This is a genomic window from Mesorhizobium maamorense (assembly GCF_044998965.1).
Lineage (GTDB): Bacteria > Pseudomonadota > Alphaproteobacteria > Rhizobiales > Rhizobiaceae > Mesorhizobium.
On sequence record NZ_CP173356.1, the window covers coordinates 6462681 to 6483593 of the forward strand.

Annotated in this window: 14 protein-coding genes and 2 pseudogenes; 3 read left to right on the forward strand and 13 right to left on the reverse strand. The window is 59.8% G+C overall.

Features of this window, described 5'->3' with window-relative positions; translation table 11 throughout:
• Positions 1–147: 147 nt before the first annotated feature.
• From ACIU1A_RS32125 to ACIU1A_RS32140, 4 genes and pseudogenes are all read right to left on the reverse strand, one after another.
• Entirely contained in the window at positions 148–459 is a 312-nt protein-coding gene (locus ACIU1A_RS32125) for a hypothetical protein (RefSeq protein WP_404926176.1), read from the reverse strand.
• A gap of 558 nt (positions 460–1017) precedes the next feature.
• Entirely contained in the window at positions 1018–2313 is a 1296-nt protein-coding gene (locus tag ACIU1A_RS32130; RefSeq protein WP_404928047.1) for an alpha/beta hydrolase, read from the reverse strand.
• Positions 2314–2659: 346 nt separating this feature from the next.
• Positions 2660–3413 (reverse strand): annotated as a pseudogene (locus tag ACIU1A_RS32135) (hypothetical protein).
• A gap of 174 nt (positions 3414–3587) precedes the next feature.
• Entirely contained in the window at positions 3588–4406 is an 819-nt protein-coding gene (locus ACIU1A_RS32140) for a transporter (protein WP_404928048.1), read from the reverse strand.
• A gap of 639 nt (positions 4407–5045) precedes the next feature.
• Here ACIU1A_RS32140 and ACIU1A_RS32145 point away from each other — a divergent pair.
• Positions 5046–6791 carry a hypothetical protein gene (locus ACIU1A_RS32145; protein WP_404926177.1) on the forward strand — a complete coding sequence of 582 codons (1746 nt, stop codon included), beginning with the start codon at positions 5046–5048 and terminating at the stop codon, positions 6789–6791.
• Positions 6792–6857: 66 nt separating this feature from the next.
• Here the strand turns inward: ACIU1A_RS32145 and ACIU1A_RS32150 are convergent, their stop codons facing one another.
• The 8 genes from ACIU1A_RS32150 to ACIU1A_RS32185 all read right to left on the reverse strand — a co-directional run bounded on the left by ACIU1A_RS32150 (position 6858) and on the right by ACIU1A_RS32185 (position 17101).
• Entirely contained in the window at positions 6858–7901 is a 1044-nt protein-coding gene (locus ACIU1A_RS32150; RefSeq protein WP_404928049.1) for a HoxN/HupN/NixA family nickel/cobalt transporter, read from the reverse strand.
• Between the two features lie 104 nt (positions 7902–8005).
• Positions 8006–8869, reverse strand: a complete 864-nt coding sequence (locus ACIU1A_RS32155; protein WP_404926178.1) for a bile acid:sodium symporter family protein — start codon at positions 8867–8869, stop codon at positions 8006–8008.
• A 300-nt stretch (positions 8870–9169) separates the two neighbouring features.
• The gene (locus ACIU1A_RS32160; RefSeq protein WP_404926179.1) at positions 9170–10234 is read right to left on the reverse strand and encodes a tetratricopeptide repeat protein; all 1065 of its coding nucleotides are present in this window, start codon (positions 10232–10234) and stop codon (positions 9170–9172) included.
• Entirely contained in the window at positions 10234–11388 is a 1155-nt protein-coding gene (locus tag ACIU1A_RS32165; RefSeq protein ID WP_404926180.1) for a DUF4331 family protein, read from the reverse strand. Before ACIU1A_RS32165 ends, ACIU1A_RS32160 begins: the two co-directional genes overlap by 1 nt.
• A gap of 338 nt (positions 11389–11726) precedes the next feature.
• Positions 11727–12767, reverse strand: coding sequence for a transporter (locus tag ACIU1A_RS32170; RefSeq protein WP_404926181.1), 1041 nt, complete (start codon positions 12765–12767; stop codon positions 11727–11729).
• A gap of 72 nt (positions 12768–12839) precedes the next feature.
• Complete coding sequence (locus tag ACIU1A_RS32175) at positions 12840–14153, reverse strand: Dyp-type peroxidase (RefSeq protein WP_404926182.1); 1314 nt, start codon at positions 14151–14153, stop codon at positions 12840–12842.
• Positions 14154–14242: 89 nt separating this feature from the next.
• Entirely contained in the window at positions 14243–14842 is a 600-nt protein-coding gene (locus tag ACIU1A_RS32180) for a hypothetical protein (protein ID WP_404926183.1), read from the reverse strand.
• An 852-nt stretch (positions 14843–15694) separates the two neighbouring features.
• Positions 15695–17101: a dihydrolipoyl dehydrogenase family protein gene (locus tag ACIU1A_RS32185; RefSeq protein WP_404926184.1), complete on the reverse strand. Its 1407-nt coding sequence runs from the start codon at positions 17099–17101 to the stop codon at positions 15695–15697.
• A gap of 1041 nt (positions 17102–18142) precedes the next feature.
• On the opposite strand from ACIU1A_RS32185, the gene ACIU1A_RS32190 reads away from it, so the two are divergent.
• Both ACIU1A_RS32190 and ACIU1A_RS32195 read left to right on the forward strand, forming a co-directional pair.
• A complete protein-coding gene (locus ACIU1A_RS32190; RefSeq protein ID WP_404926185.1) occupies positions 18143–19513 on the forward strand; it encodes a DUF3300 domain-containing protein in 1371 nt (456 codons plus the stop codon).
• Positions 19514–19588: 75 nt separating this feature from the next.
• Positions 19589–20494: a DUF2950 domain-containing protein gene (locus tag ACIU1A_RS32195; protein ID WP_404928050.1), complete on the forward strand. Its 906-nt coding sequence runs from the start codon at positions 19589–19591 to the stop codon at positions 20492–20494.
• 126 nt (positions 20495–20620) lie between these two features.
• Here the strand turns inward: ACIU1A_RS32195 and ACIU1A_RS32200 are convergent.
• Positions 20621–20872, reverse strand: a pseudogene (locus ACIU1A_RS32200) (IS6 family transposase); the annotation flags it as partial.
• Between the last annotated feature and the right edge of the window lie 41 nt (positions 20873–20913).

The window sequence follows — 20913 nt, forward strand, 5'->3', positions numbered from 1 at the left end:
TGCCTTAGGCATATTCTGCTTCGTCCAGGGCGGTAGCTTAAACCGCAGCGTCGACCAACGCTGCTTTGAAACCCGCAGGTTTCCGGGCACCGGTTGGGGGTGGCCCCAACTACCGAGCTTCACGCCCCTTCCGAGGGCGCTTGATGCTCAGGGATATACGACCACATAACGGCCACCGGTCGCCTGGTAGTAGGTGTGTCCGCAGTGCCAGACGTGTACGCCGTAAAGAACAACCGTGCGGCAGCTGGCCGGAAGCCTCGCGACGTAGATTGTCGAGCGGCGAATGACCCGCCGCGCCGTACGTCTATGGACGCCGGCAACGCTTCCAGGGGTGAGCGGCCGGCCAACTCTTGCTTCCGCTTGCGATATCGCAAAGCCCGTAATCCCGGGAACGCTGCCGTCGAGCGCAAGTCCAGCAGCAACCGCCAAAATAGCGAGACACCACTTGATCGTTTTCATGTTCATCTCCTCTTTGCTAGCAACACCAGCCAGCGTTGGGCGCTGCAATCGGCTATGGCATGACCTCGATGTCATGACGCCCAATCGCGTCTTGCTGATCCCGGTTGAAGACGTCACAGTATTACCTGGAGACAGCGGCGGAACGTAAGTTACGTGGGAGGAAGTGTAAGCGCGGAGGTAGATAGGCTGAACGTATGACGGGCATGGAATACGAGACCTGCGTGCGTCAGCGACGCGAATACAATCACTTAGCCAATCCGCTCCGGTGATACGCCACGCTGCTCATACCAACGGGATGGGGATCCATCGCCGAAAAGACATGTCAAAATAGGGTGGCAAGGGCCTTCAACGCGGCAACCGCTAGGCAGGATGGGCACCACAGGTCTCGCCGCCTGCCCTGTGTGCGGATAACTTATGATCGACGGCTTTTGTTGAGGGCGCCAATAAACGTGTTCGTCAAAACCGCTTGGAGGGATCCCCCAAGCAGTGCGCGAAGTCGTCTGATCGGCATGGACGCAGTGCCGGTTGTTCTAGCCCGGTTCTAATCTCAACGCCGCGTCACTGCTTGCATTGACCAGCCTTCGCCTGGCCACTGTCACAGGCAATACCGGCTGCGGGTTTTGGCTTGTTCGAGCCGGCCAGTGACTCGACCTCGTTGGTGTAGTTGTCACGCGTATTCTGATCGACCACCGCGATTGGGGCGGCGATCACCAGTCCAGCGGCATCGCCGGCCGCCGCCCCGGCTCCGCTGGTTGCCGCGATAACCGTGTCACCCAAGCCGACCCTGCTGTCGGTTAATGTCTGACCGTTGGCGATCCGCGCCCCGATCAGTTGCACGATCTGCGGAGACGAGGCGAACTTGCCGTGGTTCAATCTGTCTCCGGATTTGATCTTCGTCAGATCGATAACGGTTACATTGTTATCAGCGAGTTCTTCCTTATAGGGAGCCTGTTCCGGGTCGATGGATCCGAGCCGCGGGATATTGCCCCAGACCCGCCGCGAGACTTTGAGCGCGCGATCGTCCTGCGAGACAAAGAGGGTGAACTGCGGATGCTGCTTACCCATGTCCGCAATCTGGGTGCGAAACACATCGACATCGACGTCAGGCGCCGCCAGCATGACGTTCTTGAATTTCGCCGGCAGGCCGCCATTGCGGATGGCCATTTGGCGCAAGGATTCCAATGCAAGCCAGTTGCCCATCGAATGAGCGAGTATCGAAACCTCTTTTACTTCGGGATCGCGAGCGAGATATTGGAACAGTGTCTCGAGCGCATCTCGCGTGTAGTTGGTGCTTTCGCGATCGTAGCCATAGGCGAGTGTACTGCCCCGAGATGGCCAGGTGACCAAAATCGGAGCGCTGTCGGTGCCGGTATCCTCGGCGATCTGCGCAAATCGGTAAAGCGAGTCTTCGAAGCGGTTGTTGAAGCCATGGATGAAGACAAGGACACTGTGGTCCGGGCTCTTCCTGACAGAAGCGCGGAGCCACGCCTTCGCGCCGTTCTTTGTTATCTCTTCGGCCTTCACCACCGCGAAATCGGTCGCCGGGTTTGAGGGCAGCTGCTTGGGCCAGGCGACCTCGCCGACCTTACGCACCGATGCCGGTGGGATCGACACCGTAATGTCCTCGAATGAAGGAGCCAGTCCTCGCTCGCCCGTATACATCTCGGCCGGATTGGCAGAGCGAGCGCGGGTCGTCGCCACCAACATCTGCACCTTGCTGGATAATGGAGAGGTATCGGCCACGGGTAGCAGCACGTTGGCCGGCCGGGAAGCGCATCCGGCGATTGAGAACAGCAGGACAGAGACGAGGAAATGTCTCCCCAACGAACCAATCCGCCAATTAAAATGATGCATATCAACCTGGCTCCACGGATTTGACATTGCCGTACGTATCCACCAGGAAGCTCGTCTTCTTGCCCCCAGCATCGAGTCCGACCTGACACCGCCGAGATCGCGCGTCCATAATCTTCTCCTCGCCTTGGGACTGACATGAAGCCGGCACTGCTTCTTGGGCAGACTGGAGGAGTGCCTTCCTGCGAGGAAGGTAACTAACTGTATGCTACGGCCAGAACGGCACCCACTGGCGCGAAGCGGCTTTCGGCCGGCTGTCTGAGGATCAGCATCGATTGCCAGCTAGAGCAATTCACCCTTGACGCAAATTCCAGACGGAAAACCGTTTCACATTTTTCCTGGAATTGCCCTAGAAACGCATGACTAGACCCACTATCGGACCCTGCTGGACGACATCGAACACAAAGCTGTCATTGTCGTAGTCGACTCCGAGGGCACGATAGCCGGCGACTGCCGAAAATCGCTCGTTGAACCTATAACCCAGTGCGGCTGCGACATCCCAGTCGACTTTGGCGCCGCCTGCGCCAACCATGCCCCAGCCCGTCAGATAGATTTCGGGCGTGAACGAGTAGTTCGCGCGAATGCCGACCAACCCATCCACCCAGGTCTTTCCATCGCTGGCAGAGACCCCGTCAAGGATACCGCCATGGAAGTCCAAGTCGTTGTTTACGGACCAAACCTTCATACCTCCGACGAGATCGAGACGTCCGGCGTCACTCTGGAGGACTGTATAGCCGGCTCCAATCAGGCCGGAAAAATATTTCGGACTTAAGATCGACGCTGGTGGCGAGGACACCTCTCGGTGTGCCTTTGCCCGCGGATATCTTGACACACTGGATGTCGCCAAAAATGCTGTAACGGTCGTAGCGTGCCTCGGCGGTGGCCGTCGCTGCGAAGTCCAGATTCTTCAGGATGTCGCCGAAATTCGCATCGACCTCGACGATGGGGAGACCGAAGGACCCCACGTCACCGGCGAGCCCGGCCGCCCAGAAATACGGCGCAACGGCGTAGGGCCAGCCTTGGGCGGTCTCCACGGGCTTCAACTCCGGCGTCACCGGTGAAACCAGATCGGCAGCTCCAGCCGGATGGGCGAGGCAAACCAGCCAAAGTACGGCACAGCCGCGAGCTACTGTCCGATGGCTTCATTGGTGGGAGTATAATCATCAAACCGGTTCATCTTCTTCACCTGCTGTGTGCGATTGCGTTCAGTTTCCAACCAGCACTCAGGCGACCTGAAGACGTCCGGTTGTTCTTCGGCCAAGCAGTCGCCTCCGATCTCATTTCTTCGGAAAGAGGAACGTGATCGCGGTGCGGAAGCCGAAACCGTCAGGACCGCTGTCAGGACTTTCAGCCCAGTAGCGCACGCCCGCTGTCAGGCTAATCGGCTGCTTGTTAATGACCACCAGCTTCGAGACCTGAAAGTTGATCGGGACTGACCACTGGTGCGCTTCCCAATTGTAAGTGCTCTCGGTATTCAGCGTGAAGGTCCAGGCATCCTTCGTCGTGTAAGAGACGAAGGGCTGCAGGAATGTGGAGTTGATGTCGTTGCGATCGCTGTCGCCGGCAAACGACCAGATGTGGTTGGCCAGCATACCGACCGTCCACCCATCGAATTGCTTCAGGACGACAGCCGTCGGCCCCGCCCCCCATTTTTGGCCGCCAAGCAACGCGTCAGTTGCCGTCGGCAAAAGCAGCACCGGACCGACACCCCAGATGATCCCCCTCGCTGTTGGCCGGGACGGCGAGAAGAACACGCTTTCGGATATGTCGCCCAAGCCGAACTGGTCCCCGGACGGTCCTGCAATGTCATTTTGCCAGGCGATCGGCACGATGGTGCGAGAGATCAGGTTCCAGTCATCGTTGAGCGTGAACGGGATGACTGGCTGAACATTGACATAGGTCTTGTCGCCATCGTTCGGACCGTAGCCGCTGTCGTAGTTGAACTGAATTGGCACGCTGATCAGCGAGGCAATCGGATTGGACAGCTTCTTGGCAAGGTCCTGCGTCTCCTCGGCCCAGGCCGCAGTGCCGACGAGCAACGACGCGAGCAGCGTCACCGCGATCTTCAGGTGCCGATCGCTGGACAGAACTTCCAAAGCCAACCCTCCATTCGACAAGGCGATCCAACTGCTCAGCGCTGCGATCCGGGATTGAAGCCAGTTCGTCGTGCAGCTTCCGATTCCAGGACGACTGCTCTGACTTCCCCGACCAACCGGTCTACGAGTTCCTGCCATTCAGTTCGCCTGGCCTCGCGCAGTTCCGGCGCGACCAGGTCCACCCTCGAAAGCGCAAACTCCGCATCCGCGAGTTCCTCGCACATGTCCCGAAAGCTCTCATTGCGGTCCATCAGACGATGGATCGCCAGTTCGAATTGCGGAAGCCGACGCACCGCCGCCGAAGTCGCACTATGTTTTTTGGGCCGTCCGTTTTGTGTGGCCATGGTACAATTCAACGATGTGGTCGAATTATATTGGCGCGGGGTGGCGGCGGAATGTAAGTTACGTGGAGGTGTGTGTAATTGCCCAAGGAAAAGGCGGCAAAAGGCATCTTGGAAAAGCACGACACGGCGACAAACGGACAACCACAACGAGAGAATGAGGCCGCTTTTTAAAAAGCCGCCTCAACATGTTTTCTCGTCATTTCGCTGGTCAAGGCGAATTAAATTGTGATGAGCTAGTTCTGGGAATGTAAGATACGTTTAGGAGAGCACTATTGCCCTAGGAAAAGCCGATAAATTGGCGGTCTGGGCATGCGAGGGTACCTTGATACGGTCGGGGATAACCGCGGCGCGGGAAGAAGATCTCTTTCTTGGGGATTGCCGCGCCGAGCTTGCACTGATTCTAGACAGTCGAGATTTTGATGGCACGGACCGCGAACATCGTTTCTTTCGCTATGTCGTGGAGGAGACCCTTGCTGGACGTGGCGATCGCATCAAGGCCTATTCGATCGCCGTCGAAGTGTTTGGTCGCGGGGAATCCTTCGACCCCCAGACGGATCCGATCGTCCGCATCGAAGCTGGCCACCTTCGGCGCGCGCTTGAGCATTACTACCTGACCTCCGGAAATGCCGACCCAATTCTCATCACCATTCCGAAGGGCGGCTACGTTCCTGACTTCGTGCGTCGCGCAGAAACCCCTGTGGCGCAGCCCCCGGCCCCGATCGTTTCGCGACCGGTCGTCGAGCGCCCGGCGCAGCGGATGTCGGCACGATTGCTGGTTTCGGCCGCGCTTGCCGCCCTGCTGGCATTCGGGGCTGCCGTATCTGCCTGGTGGTGGACATCCGCCAGAATCGGCGCACCTGAAAGACCCCGTGTGCTCGTCGAAGCCTTTGAGGACCAGAGCGCCTCCCAGGCTGCGGGGGCGATAGCAAGCGGGCTAAAGCAGGAAATTGTCGAAAAGCTTTCCAAGTTCGGGGACATTCTGGTCATGGAGTCCGCGGCAAAGCCAGACGACGCCACAATGCCTCCGCCACGCTTCGTCATTGCCGGGAGCGTCTCGCTGACGGCCGATGCCTTCCAGCTTCGGGTGCGAATGATCAAGCGTGCCGACAACTCGATTCTATGGGCGAACCGATATAGTGGCCCGTTGAACGTCACAGCGTTCGTGGATGCCCAGACCGAGATTGCGAATAGCGTTTCAAGGGCCTTGGCCCAAACTGATGGCGTGATCTTCCAGGCGGACGAGAGTCTTTATGTGAGCAAGCCCCCCGACGATTGGGCCGCATACAGCTGCACGCTTTCTTTCCAGGGATATCGGCTAGACCTTGATCCGGAAGACCGTTCTTCTGTGCGCACATGCCTTGAGCAGTCGGTGCGGCGCTTCCCGACCTATGCCACTGCCTGGGCTCTTTTGTCATTGGTTTACATCGATGACTATCGGTTCCGGTTCTCTACCGATCCCGCTTTGTCGGCATCAAGGCTGCAGAGCGCCCTGGTTTCCGCGGCGCGCGCCATGGCGCTCGATCCTGTGAATATGCGAGGCCGCCAGGCAAAAATGGTAGCCCTCTATTTCGACAAGCAGATCGATGCGGCATTAAAACTGGGCAAGGAAAGCTTGGAGATCAATCCGAACGACACCGAGTTTATGGGCGAATATGGAGAGCGCCTGGCGGTTTCCGGAAATTGGAAAGAAGGATGCCCTATGATCCTGGAGTGGCGCCAACAGAATCCGGGGACCTCTGCCTATTATGAGACGGACCTGGCCCTGTGCTCCTATTTCGGCGGCGACTATTCGCAGGCAGCCATGTGGCTAGAGAAATCGCCTGCTCCCCAGAACCCGATCTACCATTTGATTGGCGCAGCTATCTTCGGTGAAGCGGGAAACGCAGCCAGGGCTGGCCAGGAGCGCGTCTGGCTGGAGCAAAGTCAGCCGGATTTGATAAAGAACATTCGCCAGCAGGTTTCGATGCTGTTGGGTAACCCGAAAGACGGTGAATTCTTCATCGGCTCGCTCAGGAAAGCTGGGCTGAAGATCGCCGATTGACCGTTCTGCGGCACCTCCAGAGTCGGGCTGAGCACGTTGCTTACCTAGGGACTCGCAATCGTTGGATTATTCAGTGGCTAGATCATCGTAGTGGTTGAACCTGTAGATCACCATCGAGATCAGCCAGCTGGCTATGAACATGCCGACGACAGCGAAGCCGAAGTTCGCCAGATTGTCGTTCATTTCTCCGACAAAGTCCCAGAAACCACCCTCCAAACCGAGCTTGTTGGCGATCAGCCCGAGTGCTTCTAGGCCGCCGATAAAGATGGCCACCACGACGGAAGTCGCGGTGATGGTGAGATTGTACCATAGCTTGCGGATTGGCTTGACGAAAGCCCAACCACAGGCGCCGGTCATCAGGACGCTGTCGGTGGTGTCCATAAGGGACATCCCGGCGGTGAAAAGTGCCGGGAATACCAGGATCGTCCAGAAGGACATGCCTTGCGCTGCCTGGGTAGCAGAGATGCCGAGCAACCCGATCTCTGTAGCAGTGTCGAACCCAAGGCCGAACAGGAAGCCGATCGGATACATGTGCCACGACCGCGACACGATCCCAAACAGTGGACGAAAAATGCGCGCCAGCAAACCGCCTCCTGCAAGCAAGGTGTTGAGATCTTCATCAACGATCTTTTCACGACGACGGGCACGAGCGAACGCAGCCCAAATGCCCTTCAAAATGTAAAGATTGGCAAAACCGATGATGAGCAGGAAGAGTGCCGAGACGGCTGTGCCGATGACGCCGCCAATGCTGTGGAACTCTTCCAGCCTGTTTTGCATCATAGTGGCGGCCGCGGCGATGGCGACTGAGGCCAGGACGACGATGGTCGAATGGCCGAGCGAAAAGAAGAACCCGACCGCATAGGGCGCCTTACCCTCCTGCATCAACTTGCGCACGACGTTGTCGATCGCCGCGATGTGGTCGGCATCGAATGCATGCCTGAGGCCGAACATGTAGGCGAGCAGCGCGGTGCCAAGCAATGCCGGCCGGTCGGCAAACGCAATCCATGCCCACATCCATGCCGCGATATTGGCGGCAATCAACAAGGCGTAGGTCATCGCAGCCTTGGTCGTTTTGTTGGCCGGTTGGTCGTCGAACGGATTAGGAAGCACGTTTCGCAGTCGTCGGTCCGTTTTGATGCCAGTCACCTTCGATTTGCGTTCAACTTACGCGCCGACATCCTAGCTGCCCGCCTAGAGGCGGGGGACGGCAGCCGCTAGGCGGGTCCCACCGCGCCGTGTTCGCGAGTGCGCCATCGCAGGTATGGAAGGGAGACGACGCTGGCCACGACGAGGTGATAGATGATTAACGCCAGCACCGCACGTTGGTCGGGAAAATTGAGGGTGGCGATGGCCATGGCGATACTAGGGTGGCGCGTCGCGGTGGCGAGGGCGAGCACCGTGCGATCTGTCGGGACCGGCCCACCCATGAGGTGGCCGACCGCAAGGCCGACGAGCGAGAACAAGACGAGGCAAAGAAGGACGCCTTGGCTGAAAAGGCCCGAGAAAGCCGGCCAGGCCTTGACCAGTGACGGAATGAGGGCCGCAAGCAGCAATACCGTTCCCGCTGTTGACAGGTACGGCGCGCAGCGTTGTGCAAAGGCCGGTGCAAACCCGCCTATGGCGATGCCAGAGACCAGCGGCACGAGGACGGAAAGCACGAGGATTGACGTAATTGTCCCGGCCGAAATGTGCAGTTCGAACGGAAAGACGTACTCCATCAGCTCGATGCTGACTGGAACAAGGACAATCGCCACGAGCGACGCAGCCGCGAGTAGTCCGACCGCATAGTTTGCGGCACCCCCTGCCTTGATCTGCTTGCTTGGAAGAAGTGGAGGCACGGGAGAAACGGCGAGCGCCACCAAGGCGATCTTGATCGTCGGGTTGAGGTCAAACATTTGTGACAGAGCCACCACAAATACCAGCATGATGACGTTCATGGCCACAATTGATCGGATGAGCAGCCCGGGATGCCGGAGAAGGAAGGACAGGTCCTCGAGCCGCGTCTTCGTCCCGAGCACGAAAACCACGATGAAGAGGCTGATGGACATTGCGATTGGTATCAGTTGGGCCAGGCTCATCCGGGTGCTCCCTTTCGCGTGCTCATCGAGATTCATCGCCCCGTCGGGCGAGATCGTTGCCCTGCCGATCGGCCTGGCTCGCCACCGCCTGATCCTGGGCGTCGGGTAACGTCGTCTCAACGGCCGCATCGAGATGCGTCAGACATCGATGGAGCGTCGGGACCCGGCCCGTGGCGAGCGACTCAGACATGGATGTCAATGCGGGGCGCAGCCGGCGCGCGGCTTGGATCGAACCGGCGCCGTATTGCCAGATTTCGCGACGGCGATCAGTGCGAGAAGCTTGAGCATAGGTTTACTCCTTCAATGGACCGGGCTGTCGACATTGATGCGCTTCGGCCGCCCAGCGCATGCTGCGATGGCCCGGGAGAAAAGCGCGTGGGCGCGGGGCGTCCGGCGGATCTCGAGATTCAACTTGGCTAGGGCGATGGCCCTTTCTGGATTGCCGCCCGCCGAAGCCCAGAATTCGGACGCATGATCGGCGAAGGCGGCGGGATGCTTTGCGACCAGCGCGTCGTAGCGCTCTTCGGCGCGAACACGCCAAACGTGGGCGTCCTCGATCCGGCCGGCATCGCCGAGAATATTGGCAAGCTGCGCCGCATAGTCCGGGTCGTCCGAGGCCGCTGCGAGCCGCTGGAGACGGGCGATTGCTCCGTCGCGTTCACCCATGGCGGCCTCCACTTCGGCAAGGTGGCCCTCCGCGTGCGCAAAGGCCGGCAGACGCCGCCAGGCCGCCGTGTACCATTCCCGCGCGCGCGCAAGATCCCCATGCTCATGCCACATGTGACCGCGCTGGAACTCAAGCTGCGCCAATGGGAACGGCGAGACTCCCCGAAACAGAGCTTGGCTCTCCTCGAACAGCTCCTCGGCGGCGGCTGTCTCCCCGAGTTCCGCATGGAGGGAGGCAAGCCCGGCGCACGTCTCGAAGTCGGCTCTCTGTTCGAATGCGGCCCGACGGAGCACCATCGCCTCGTCATAGCGGCCCACGGCCTGAAAGATCGCCGCCCTCTCGGGCGCAAGGTCGCGGCCGGCCGCGCCGAGGCGCTCGGCGGCATCGAGATCGGCCAGCGACTCATCAAAACGATGCAGGCATCCCCACGCCCGCGCCCGCGACAGGAACGTTGTCGGGTCAGCGGGGGCGTCGCGTACACGCTGCTCCGCGATCGCGATGGTGCGCTCGTAGTCGGCGATGCAGCCGGTGATCTGGGCGCGCAGGACGAGGAGATCGACCAGTTCCATCCAGGAGCGGCCGGTCAGTCGTCCCCGCGCGGCATGGAGCTCGAGGCCGTCGACCTGAGCGTTCAGGTTGAGCAGCGCGATCGAACCGTTGGTCGTGCGGATCGACATCGCGGGCGACAGCGTTTGCATCACTTCGGGATCCCGACAAGTGGCGCCAGCTTCGGCGGCATCGGTGTCGGAGGCGACAGATACGGGAAGATGCGCGACGCGGGCATCGTCGTCTGGTCGACTCCATCGGAGATGCGCGGACCGTTGCCGTTGTTGATCAGGATCGTCAAGAGCGAGTCGACGACGTCGTGGTTGATCCACCGCCCGCCGCAGGTCTGGTGAGCCGCGTCGCGCAGCATTGCCCGTTCGATTTCGAGGTAGCCGTCCTCATCGAACGGCTTGGACATGTCGACGACCAGAAAGTCGGCGAGCAGCATCTCGGTCAGTGGATGAGTGCCAGTCTCGTCAAGCGGCCAGTCGGTCTTGCCGTCAAGCCCGTCATAGATCGCCATGCTGCCGTTGAGGCGGGCGCGATATGCGCCGAGATAATCCGGCCGAAGCTTAAAGCCGTCCTCTTCGCTGTAGAGATCGCGGACGTCGAGATCGCGATTAACGGTATCCGACGCCTTGTCCATCATGATGAAGTTCTTGATCTCGGGTCGGCCGACGCGATCCAGTCGCGCCCGAAACGATCCGTTCGTCGCCGTCTCGGCCACGACCGCGACCAGTGGTCCGGCGTCAGCGCCGAACAACATGGAATGGTCGATCTCGACGACGATGCTCAGCACGTTCTGGCCGGCAACCGAGTTCACGCCGGTTATCTCCGGAATTCGCCGGTTGAGCCTCATTCCACCGGAAAACAATTGATCGACGAAGAACGGATCCAGCCGGCACCCTGCGAAAACGCGGACGCCGCTCGATTTCGCGCCCGCCTCGTCACCAACGCGGACAACTATATTGCCGAACGGTCCATGACAGGTCCCGGACTGCGCGAGCCGGTCACCGCCTTCGGGCGCCTCCGGTACCATGAACGTGAAGCTGAACGCGCGTTCGGCTTCGTCCACTGCAAATGCTGCTCGAGGCCCCTTCGAGGCGATCCGGACGGGGCGCACCCGTATCCGGTAGTCGAGCGCGTCGGAGAACAGAAGCCGCGTCGCTTCGATCTGCTGGAACGGATAGACATTCATCGCCAGCACCAGGTGCCCCGGACGTTCGGGGCTGGGAAAGCCGAAGACGTCGGTGATGTCGATCTCCGGGTTGGCGATCGAGCGCGGTCCAGCTCCATGGTCAGACATTCGATCCACCTCCTGTTACGTGCGTGACACAATGCGTCAGAGTCGAAGCAGAGGGACGAGCGTCACCAGATATCCGCCAAGAGCGGTTAGCTGGAGCACGCGAATGGCTCTGGTCGACCCTCATGCCTGTCTTCCCTTTTGCGTTAGCGATCGCAAATAGAAAGGAATCCGCTGAAGAAACGCCGGGATGCGGTTGATCCCGCGGGTTGGGGATCGCGATGGCGGCGGGTTTTGTCCAGTCTTTCTGTTTCGTTGCTTTAGACATGGCAAACTGCCTTTTCTCTAGTTGCGGGCTGTTTCAAACTTCACGTCCCGATCAATCATCCCGGACGTCTCGTTCATCGCACCGGAAACAGGAAGGTCATCCCGAGCCTGGCGCCGAAACCATGGGGACCGCTTTCTGGAGAGCCGGCCCAGTAGCGCACACCGCCCACGATGCTGACCCGCTGTTCGCCAAAATGGACGATCTTGGAGGCCATCAAATTAACCGGCGCCAACCATTCGCTGGTTTTCCAGTTGTAGGTGCTTTCCATTTGAACCGTGAACGTCCAAGCGTTTCGTGTCGTATAGGAGATGAAAGGCTGCAGGTAGGTCTGATTGAAATCGGGACGATCTGCTTCACCCGCAAAGGACCAGATGTGGTTGGCGAGAATGCCGAGCGACCAGCCGCTGCTCTGCCAAAGTAGAACTCCCGTCGGGCCTGCACCCCATTTGCCGGCGCCGAGCAGGGGATCTGTTCCCGTCGGCAGCAAAAATATCGGGCCGGCGCCCCAAGAGAAGCCATTGAACGATTGGCTGGGAGAAAAATAAAAACCCTGCGTTGTGTCTCGAAGACCGGACTGGAACCCGGCGCCAGGAGAGCCGTCACCCTGTTTCAACATCACGGGAAAAATGGTCCGTGAAATCAAATGCCAGTCGGCATTGAGGGTAATCGGCACCACCGGCTGGATGTTCACAAACCATTGGGAACCATCTCGCTTCGGACCGACATCCCCATTGTAGTTTCCGAGGAAGGGTACGCTGATGACTGCTGCTAGCGGGTTAGCGAGCTCTTTAGCCAGATCTTCATCGTCCTCCTGCGCGAGCGCAGCGCCAACGCTGCACAAAAGGGCAGCGGTGAGGGCTAGAGTGAGGAGGCTATCCTGCGCCTCGACCGGGCCACGGGCGGCGTTTGCCGTCGGGGAAGATGAACAGGCGTTCAGCTTCACCCTCACCCCGCCGGTGACGCGGGGCGGCCGATTGCTGCAGACAGGGATTTGCCGAGCGCCGTCGGGCAAGACTTCCGTTCGTGTTGGCGACGAGGCGGGAAGGGCGAAGACATCCGTGATGTCGATCTCAGAGTTGGCGATCGACCTCTGTCCTGCTCCATGGGCTGACACTTCATCACCTCCTGCATTGCTGGCGCCGCTCGTGACGCACCCCGGAAATGAGTGCCAAGCGAGCCAGAAGGCTCAGTACGCGGCCAACCACCGGAGCGCTCTTAGCCCTGGCAGGAAGAAGTAGGCGCCGCCCCTGACTGTGGTGAATGCCGGCAACCCAGTGATCTTCCTGCGGATCGGACGCTTCGGGATCTTGAACTCAAGCGTCCCGTCCTGGGTGCCGATGATCGGATCGTGCTCATTGCCGAGCTCGTGAAAGTGCTTGTCGTTGATCCAGACGTTCTGGGCGAATTCGAATTGGCGGACGAGGCTTGCGCAGAGCACGAAGGCGGCAACACCGCGCTCGCGGCCGTCTTCCGGTGAGTCCTCCGCAAGCGGCGGTCCATAGGTCGCGCCGCGCCGAAGCATCCGTCGCCGGTTCATGTTGGCGGCGGTGTCGCGCGGGTTCATCCGCCGGATATGGGCGCCGAGCGGGATCGCGTAGCCGAGCGGATCCATCTTTCCGTAGTCGAAATTGTTGTTGCGCTGGCGATCTGCGGCGAGCGTGGGGTCATCCCTTTCTGGCGACAGCACAAGCGGCGCTCCGCTTCGCCAGCGTCCCATCAGCTTAGCGGCAAGCAGCTCCTGCTCGTCGGGCGTCGCGGCGTTCTGACGGAGGAAATCGCGGAATGCGCCGACATGCTCCTCCAGCCGGCGGTAGGCCATGAAGCTGCCGTTGCGGGAGAGAATCTCCGGCTGCGGCAGCCCATGAACGGGACCGAGCTCGTCGTCGTAGCCGAGGATGAACTCGCCGGCTTTTAGCGGCGCCCCCGATCCCGGCGAGGGTTCAACACCTGTGCCCTCGATCTCCGGCGTCGTGAGCCGGTCACGATAGCCGAAGTGATCGTGAGAATGGTCGAAGGGTGGCGTCGCCAAGAGATCGAGCGAAGACAGCACCTTGACACCGTGGGTCTCGGCGAGGAAGGCGTCATGCTCTTTTACGCAGCGATCGCGTTCCTCCTCCGAGCGGGCGAAGAGGATCGCGATCGCATGCAGGTCCGGGCTGGCAAGTCCTCCCACCCAGTTGTCGGGATGGTTGGCGCCGGTGTCGCCGAGCATCCTGGCGCGCGCAACCATGCCCTCCCGAAACTCTTCAGGAAAGCTTGCGAGTGATCCCTCGTCCACTCCGACCGCTCGCAATCCGTTCCATGTGAACGCGACGGAAACCCACCGTTTCTCGGAATCGACCGAAGCAGTGGCCGCCGCTGTGGATTCAACGGTGGGAAGCACACGCCGGAGCCAGGCTCGTCCCTGTGCGGGCGTTCCGAACGAGAGGAACTCATACCGGCCCGTTACAGCCGGCACGCGCGTCAGCAGCATATGTTGGATATCGTCGAATTCGAGCATGAACGCCTCCGAGTCTTCAACGTTGCAGCATCTAATCGATCGCCGAACAGAGCGTCGATGTGGCGCCGCGATACTGGGGATGCCGGCTCTTATTGCATGCTATCGAGCATCTGCGACAAGGCCTGCTTGATCCTCAACGCCTTCTTCACCTCTTCCCCCGAGACGAATGGATACTCGCCGTATTCGACGAAGCTCGGGTGATGGTGCTCGCGCACGAACTTGATGAAGGCCTCGGGATTCGTCTTCCAGTCCTCCGGGAACCCTTCGAGGTTCGTGAAGACGGTGTTGAGGCCGAGCGAGCTGAAGAGCATAACGGCATCTTCCGTGTATTTGTCGAAGTCGGTGTCGAAGATGCCCTGGTACATGAAGTAGGTGGCGCCCTCGATGGGGAACACTTGCCACCGCAGGTAGTGCAGCTTCAGCACGGCGAGCGCGTCGGGCTTGGCGTCCACAGCCGACTGGAGGGTCAGGCCGTGGGCGCGAACGGCTTCTTCCTGGCCCGGCTTGACCTTGGCGATGATCGTGAAGCCGTAATTCGCCGGGGTCTTCGGGAAGATTGGTCCATAGCGCCCGTTCTCCTTCTCGAAATAGCCTCCCTTGGGGATCGCCATTGCGCGTGGCTGGGTCCAGTCGCCCGCCTTCGCGGCCGCTGCCACGTTTGCCGCAGCATCGCTTTTCGTGTTGTCCATCGATATTCCTCCCTATTTTAATTTGCCGTTCCTTGATCCGTCGCCAATCAACCCGACAATATAAATATCGATCAATATCGCACGCATCAGGTGGCCCGTGCGGTAATTGGAATTGTGTCGAATGGAATTTCGGCGCCCGCTGAAACTGCCGCCTTTCTGCTCTTTGGGAAAGGTAACTAACTGTATGCTACCCAGTAAAATCAAACGGCGGTATCAAGTCCGCCCCGCTTGGGTAAGTCGACATCTTGGAGGCGCTCCAAACGCGCGGCCATTCGCGGCTGCATGCCATTCCAGGCGCGTTTGAAGCCGACCTTGCGGCGGCAAAGGCCGAAGTCGAGCTGCTGCGCGCCGAAGGCGCATTGCCCGACGCAACCTGCACCACCGAGGCAACCTCTTTGGGTGGCCCATAAAGCGAACAATGAAGCTCGAAGCTTCAGTTTGGGCTGCGCGATATCGAGCCTGGGTCCCGGCGGCTGCTCCGTCGTGCCAAGCAGATAGGCTGGACAGATAACCGGCGTACCATACCGTTAATGCATGTCGCCCAAAAGTGGGTAGCGGTTTTGGGAAAACGACATGCATAAAAACAAAGACCTAAAGCGCGTCGCTCGAATCCGTCTCGACGCGACGCGCTTTAGTTGCGTTCCCAGCCGCGGATTAGTTGGCCAACTTCTTTCTCTCGGCCCATGCTGGCCACTGTTAGACTTGCCGGATCGCCGTGTCGTGGCGCGAAGACGTGGGTCACCAAGGTATTGACAAAGTTCGTCAGAGAGGCCGGTGCAGAGGCGACGTAATCGCGAGCAAGAAGGACGGGAAAATCGTCGCTGAATGCGAAGGTGGAATCGTCAACACGACTCACGCAGGGGCGTACGCCTGGCCTTCTACTCCCAGATTGAGCTGCTGGGCGACATGGTATGCCGCACGTCCGGGTATAGCGGCGTAGGTGGGAAATGAGAGCGGAACCCGTGCCAGGTCGTCCACTCGCATCCCTGCGGCAATGGCGACCGCCACCACCTGGACGATCTCGACTGCCCTCTCGCCAACAACGTGGCAGCCCAGGATCGCGCGCGTCGCGCGATCGGCGATCAGCTTGCAGAACCCGCTCGTCCGGCCGTCTATTATCGTGCGGGTGGTCTCGTCGAAGCGCACCACGGCAACAACCGCATCGTGGGTTTCGCGGGCCTTCGCCTCGGTCAGACCTACTTGTGCATATTCCGGGTCGGTGAAGCTGCCGATTGGACTTACCAGATCCCCAAGAGTCGTCGACGCGCCGCGCACGGCGTTCGTGGCTGCCACCAAGCCGCCCTCGATCGCCTGCGGAACCAACATCAGGCGGCCGGTGATGTCGCCCGCTGCGTAGACGTGCGGCGCGGAAGTCCGCAGTGAGGCGTCCACGCGCACATAGCCCCGCGCATCGGTCTCGACGCCTGCCGTCGCCAGATTCAGCGCGGCGGAGTCGGCCACCCAGCCTACCGCGACGAAGGCGACCGCGGCCTCAGCACTGTCCGGTGTGTCTCCCTTCGAGAAGACCATTCGCACGCCGCTCGGTGTCTTCTCAAACGATTCGATGGTACCGAAGTCCTCGCGCACCGTGATGCCCGCCCCGCGGAAGGAGGCTGCGACGGCCGCCGACACGTCTTCGTCCTCAGTCGGCAGGATGCGCGGTCCGGCCTGGAAAAGCTGGACCTTTGAGCCAAACGCGTTGAAGATCGAGGCGAGCTGCACCCCAGTCGCCCCCCCGCCGATGACCAGCATCGACGGCGGGACCGCAGTTGCGCTCCAGGCATCGGTGTGCGTAGAGGTCAACTCGAAGCCGGGAACCGATAGGCGCCGGCTCATGCCTCCCGCGCAAAGAATGATCTTGTCCGCTTGGAGCCTCAGCCCACTCTCGGTTTCGATGGTATGCGGATCGACAAAGCGCGCTGTGCCTGCCTTCTCATAGACCGTTACTCCCAGACGATCCATGTCCTCAGGCCGAAGTGAAAAGTTGCGCACATCGTTTACGACCTCACGGACGCGCGCGAGTAGCCGCATATACTCAAGCATCGGCTCGCTCACGGCGATGCCGTACTGGCTAAGCTGGCGAGCTTCTCGAATCAGCCGGGCGGCATGTGCTAGAGTACGCACCGGAACTGGTCCGTCGGTGGCCCCCATGCCGCCAAATTCCTCGCGGGTTACCAGCGTCGTCTTTGCGCCCAGCTCGGCCGCACGGCGCGCGGCGAACACACCGGCCGGTCCGGCGCCAATGACGATGACGTCCATCACTCCGTTCTCCTGATTACTGCCGCGGCCCGGGTGAAGGCCGCGCCTCTGCGCCGAATTCATCCGGTTTGATGGATTGCCAGACGAGATATCCTGCCCACACTCCGGCGGCGATCGCGCAGGTCGTGGTGAACACAGTCCCGAGGACGGCAAACACCGATCCTGGCCCGCTCGAGGTGATCGCCACTGGTCGCAGACGGACGCGGTAGTCGACCGCGTCCGAAAAAAGTGCCGATATTCCGGCGAACGGAAACCCATTCAGCACCAAGACCAGAGTGCCGGACCGTTGGGGACTCGGAACGCGAACATATCCGTGATGTCCACGACGGGATCCGCGATAGCCTTGGGCGAGGATGCATGGCCCGACATTAGTCGCTACCTCCCCGAATGCAGGTTCATTCCACCCACGCAGGAACTTTGCGTACCCATTCCACTCGTAACCGTTCGCCTCTCACGGGCGGGCGGGAGATCCTCGCCTTCCGCCATCGACGCCCGCTGAAACTGCTGCCTTTCTGGTCTTTGGGAAAGGTAAGTAACTGTATGCTACCCGGTAAAATCAATTGGCGATTTCAAGCCCGCCAAGTCTAGCTTTGCCTCGGAGAGTGCCCATTGGAGCTACGAAGGTAAACCGGACCCGCGCATTGGGGCGATTTGGGTCGAGCGAATACTGTTTGCTCGGCCGGTTTGCAGCAATCGCCGCTCGACATTGTCGGCGCGGTCAAGTCGGACCTCTCGCCATATCGATCGATTGGAAGCAAGGTAACTGCGAGATCGTCAACAACGGTGCCGGTCGGCCGAAGCAGCCGAATAGAGCCTGTTCGATGAAGGCCGTTCATCTGCGCCGCGTGTCAGAGCGCTATTGGTTCACGGAGGAACTGTTGATGGGGAGCCGACCCCTGGGATGTTTCGCCCCGTTGGGAACGTGACATACAGTAACTTACGTTGCCCCTCGGCAGCTAATGCGCCAAGAGAATTAGTTCGCTTGGACTTGGCAACAGAACATCGCTGACAACCAGGCTCACATACCTTGGAGGCACGACAATGGAGATCAAGTTTCCGCGTTGGCCTGTTGGCACTGTGGCCGTAATGGCGTTCTTGATGTGCTCCTGTCCGGCCTCTTTCGCGATTGCCCAGGATCAAGCCGCTGCTACAGCTAGCGCAGCGGCCACCCAAGCTCCAGAACCGCTCGACGAAGATGAGCTCGAAGTCCTGGTAGCGCGAATTGCGCTCTATCCCGACGAACTTGTCGCAGTGATTTCCGAAGCATCGCTCTATCCACTGCAGATCGTGGAGGCGAGCCGGTTCTTGGATCAGATCGCCAAGAACAAAAGCTTGAAACCGAAGGAGAGCTGGGACGGCAGCGTCATCTCGCTGCTCAACTATCCCGACATTGTCAGGATGATGAGTGACGATCTGGAGTGGACCCAGGCGCTTGGCAACGCCCTGACGTATCAGCAAAAAGATGTTCTGGTCGCCATTCAGCAGTTGCGCGACACGGCTGTCGCCAAAGGCGTGATCAAGTCCGATGACAAGATCAAGGTTGTCGAGGAGAACGACAATGTCGTCATCCAATCCGCGAGCGCGGACACGATCTATGTTCCACGGTATGAGCCGCAAATGCTCTATGCGACCGACTATCCGGTCGCTCCGATCTCCTATTATCCCGATCCCTACCCAAGCTACTATTATCCCACTGCGCCCTATTTCGCGGCCTTCGTGACTGGCGCCGTCTGGGCCGCGGCAGTGGATTGGAATGACTGGGGTGTTTGGGGCGGCCGCTGGAACGGCAACGATGTCGACATCGACTGCAACAATTGCTTCAATAATATAAACGGCAAGGTCAATTTCAACGACGTCGACTGGAAAAACGTCGACCGTTCGAAGTTAAATTTCGACAAGAACCAATTCGCCAACATCGACAAAACGAAGATCGGCGACCGGGTCAAGTCGGACGATCGCAACAATATGCGCAACAAGGCGTCCGATCTTAAAAGGGACCGAGCGAGCACGCTTGCCGGAAAATCCGGCAAGGTGAAGGACGTCCGCCAACGCGAAATCAGAGAGGGTTTGAAAAACCGGCCCCCGGCGTCGAGGCCGGATTTCAACAAGCCAACCAACACCAAGCGAATTGCCTCGGCACGAAAGAATGACCGCCCTGCCGCCAAGGCGTCAGGGAAAATCAATCGCGCGGTTGGCAAGCCGAAGCCGGCAGCGAGAGTGGACAACAGGCCGAGGAAGCCTTCGGGCCTTGGCAACGTCAACTCCGGAAAACGCCAGCAGATTGCCTCCAACCGCGGTGCGAGGAGCATGGGAGGCGGAATTCGCAGCGGCGGCGGCGGTCACAAGATGATCAGGCCGAGCGGCGGCAGGCAGGGCGGTGGCGGGCGCGGCGGTGGCGGGCGCAGGCGTTAAAACTTTGGCGAGAGGAAACCGACCATGAAAACGTGTGCCCGGAGTCTTGTTCTGCATTCGCTGCTCGGTGCCGGAATGATCTTGAGCATTGGCGCAGGTTCTACAAATTTTGTCAGCGCGCAGGAGGTGCAAAGCCTGTCGGACTATGTGGCCGAAAAAGATCCACCGGTTTTCGATGATGCCTCAGCGGCTGTGGATGCGTTCAAATCGGTCCTGACGAAGGACGATTTCGATGGACTGGCGGCATTGCTTGGGCTGGATGCCGCGAAGCTGCGGACAAGCGAAGGCGTGATGGATACCTACGCGCAGATCAAGCAGGGCGCTGCCAAGACGGTCATCGTGCGCGATCTTGGCGACCGCAAGGAACTCAATATTGGCGACAAGCTATGGACGCTGCCATTCCCTATCACCAAGGGTAAGGACGGCAAGTGGGCCTTCGATACCTATGCTGGTATCGAAGAGATCACCAACCGTCGCGTCGGCGAAAATGAGATCGCGGCGATCGAAACTGTCCGCTCCTACGTGGACGCCCAGCGTGATTATGCTGCGGAAGACCGCGATGGTGATGGCGTCCTGGAGTACGCACAGAAGCTGTCCAGCAGCGAGGGCCAGGCCGACGGACTATACTGGCCGCCCGATGAAGCCCATGGCGTCAGTCCGGCAGGCGACTTCATCAACCAGGCAGCTCTCGACAAGGCGAAGAAAGGCGATGGCTATTTTGGCTATCGCTTCCGTATCCTGGCCGGGCAAGGCAAGAATATTGCCGGTGGTGCCTACAACTACATCATCAACGGCAACATGATCGCGGGTTTCGCGCTTTTGGCCTGGCCAGTGAAATATGCCGAAACCGGCGTCAAGACCTTTGTGGTCAATCAGCAAGGCATTGTCTATGAGGCCGACCTGGGTCCGAAAACGGAGGCTGTGGTTGGCGCGATAAAGCAATTCAATCCCGATGAAAAATGGCAACTGACAGGTGACTAGCTTAAATTTGACCCCGCACGTCCTGTCGCCAATCCGGGCCTCGCTGCCACAGCTATGTCACGATCAACCAGAACGGTTCTGTTGCAAATTCATCGCGGCCGCCGAAAGGCTGGCTTGCTGATCGTCTCATGCTGCAGCGAGAGTGGCGAACTGCTCGGCCAGGGACGGGTTCGGATTGAAGGCGGACCTCGCCTGTCGCTTGCGCCATCATGTGGACCATTTCGATACCGGACAGGAGGTGGAGGCGGCGGCCGTCAACTTGAAGCCGAGCATCGGTCGTATGCGCTCGATCCGATTGTTGAGGTACTGGCTTTGGCGGATCTGAATTGCCTTCAGCCGACGCCGGGAGCGATCTTGCAAGCGACTTGTCATGTCGCAGTCGGCGCTATCGAAATTGGTCCTCGTCAAGGCAATCAAAC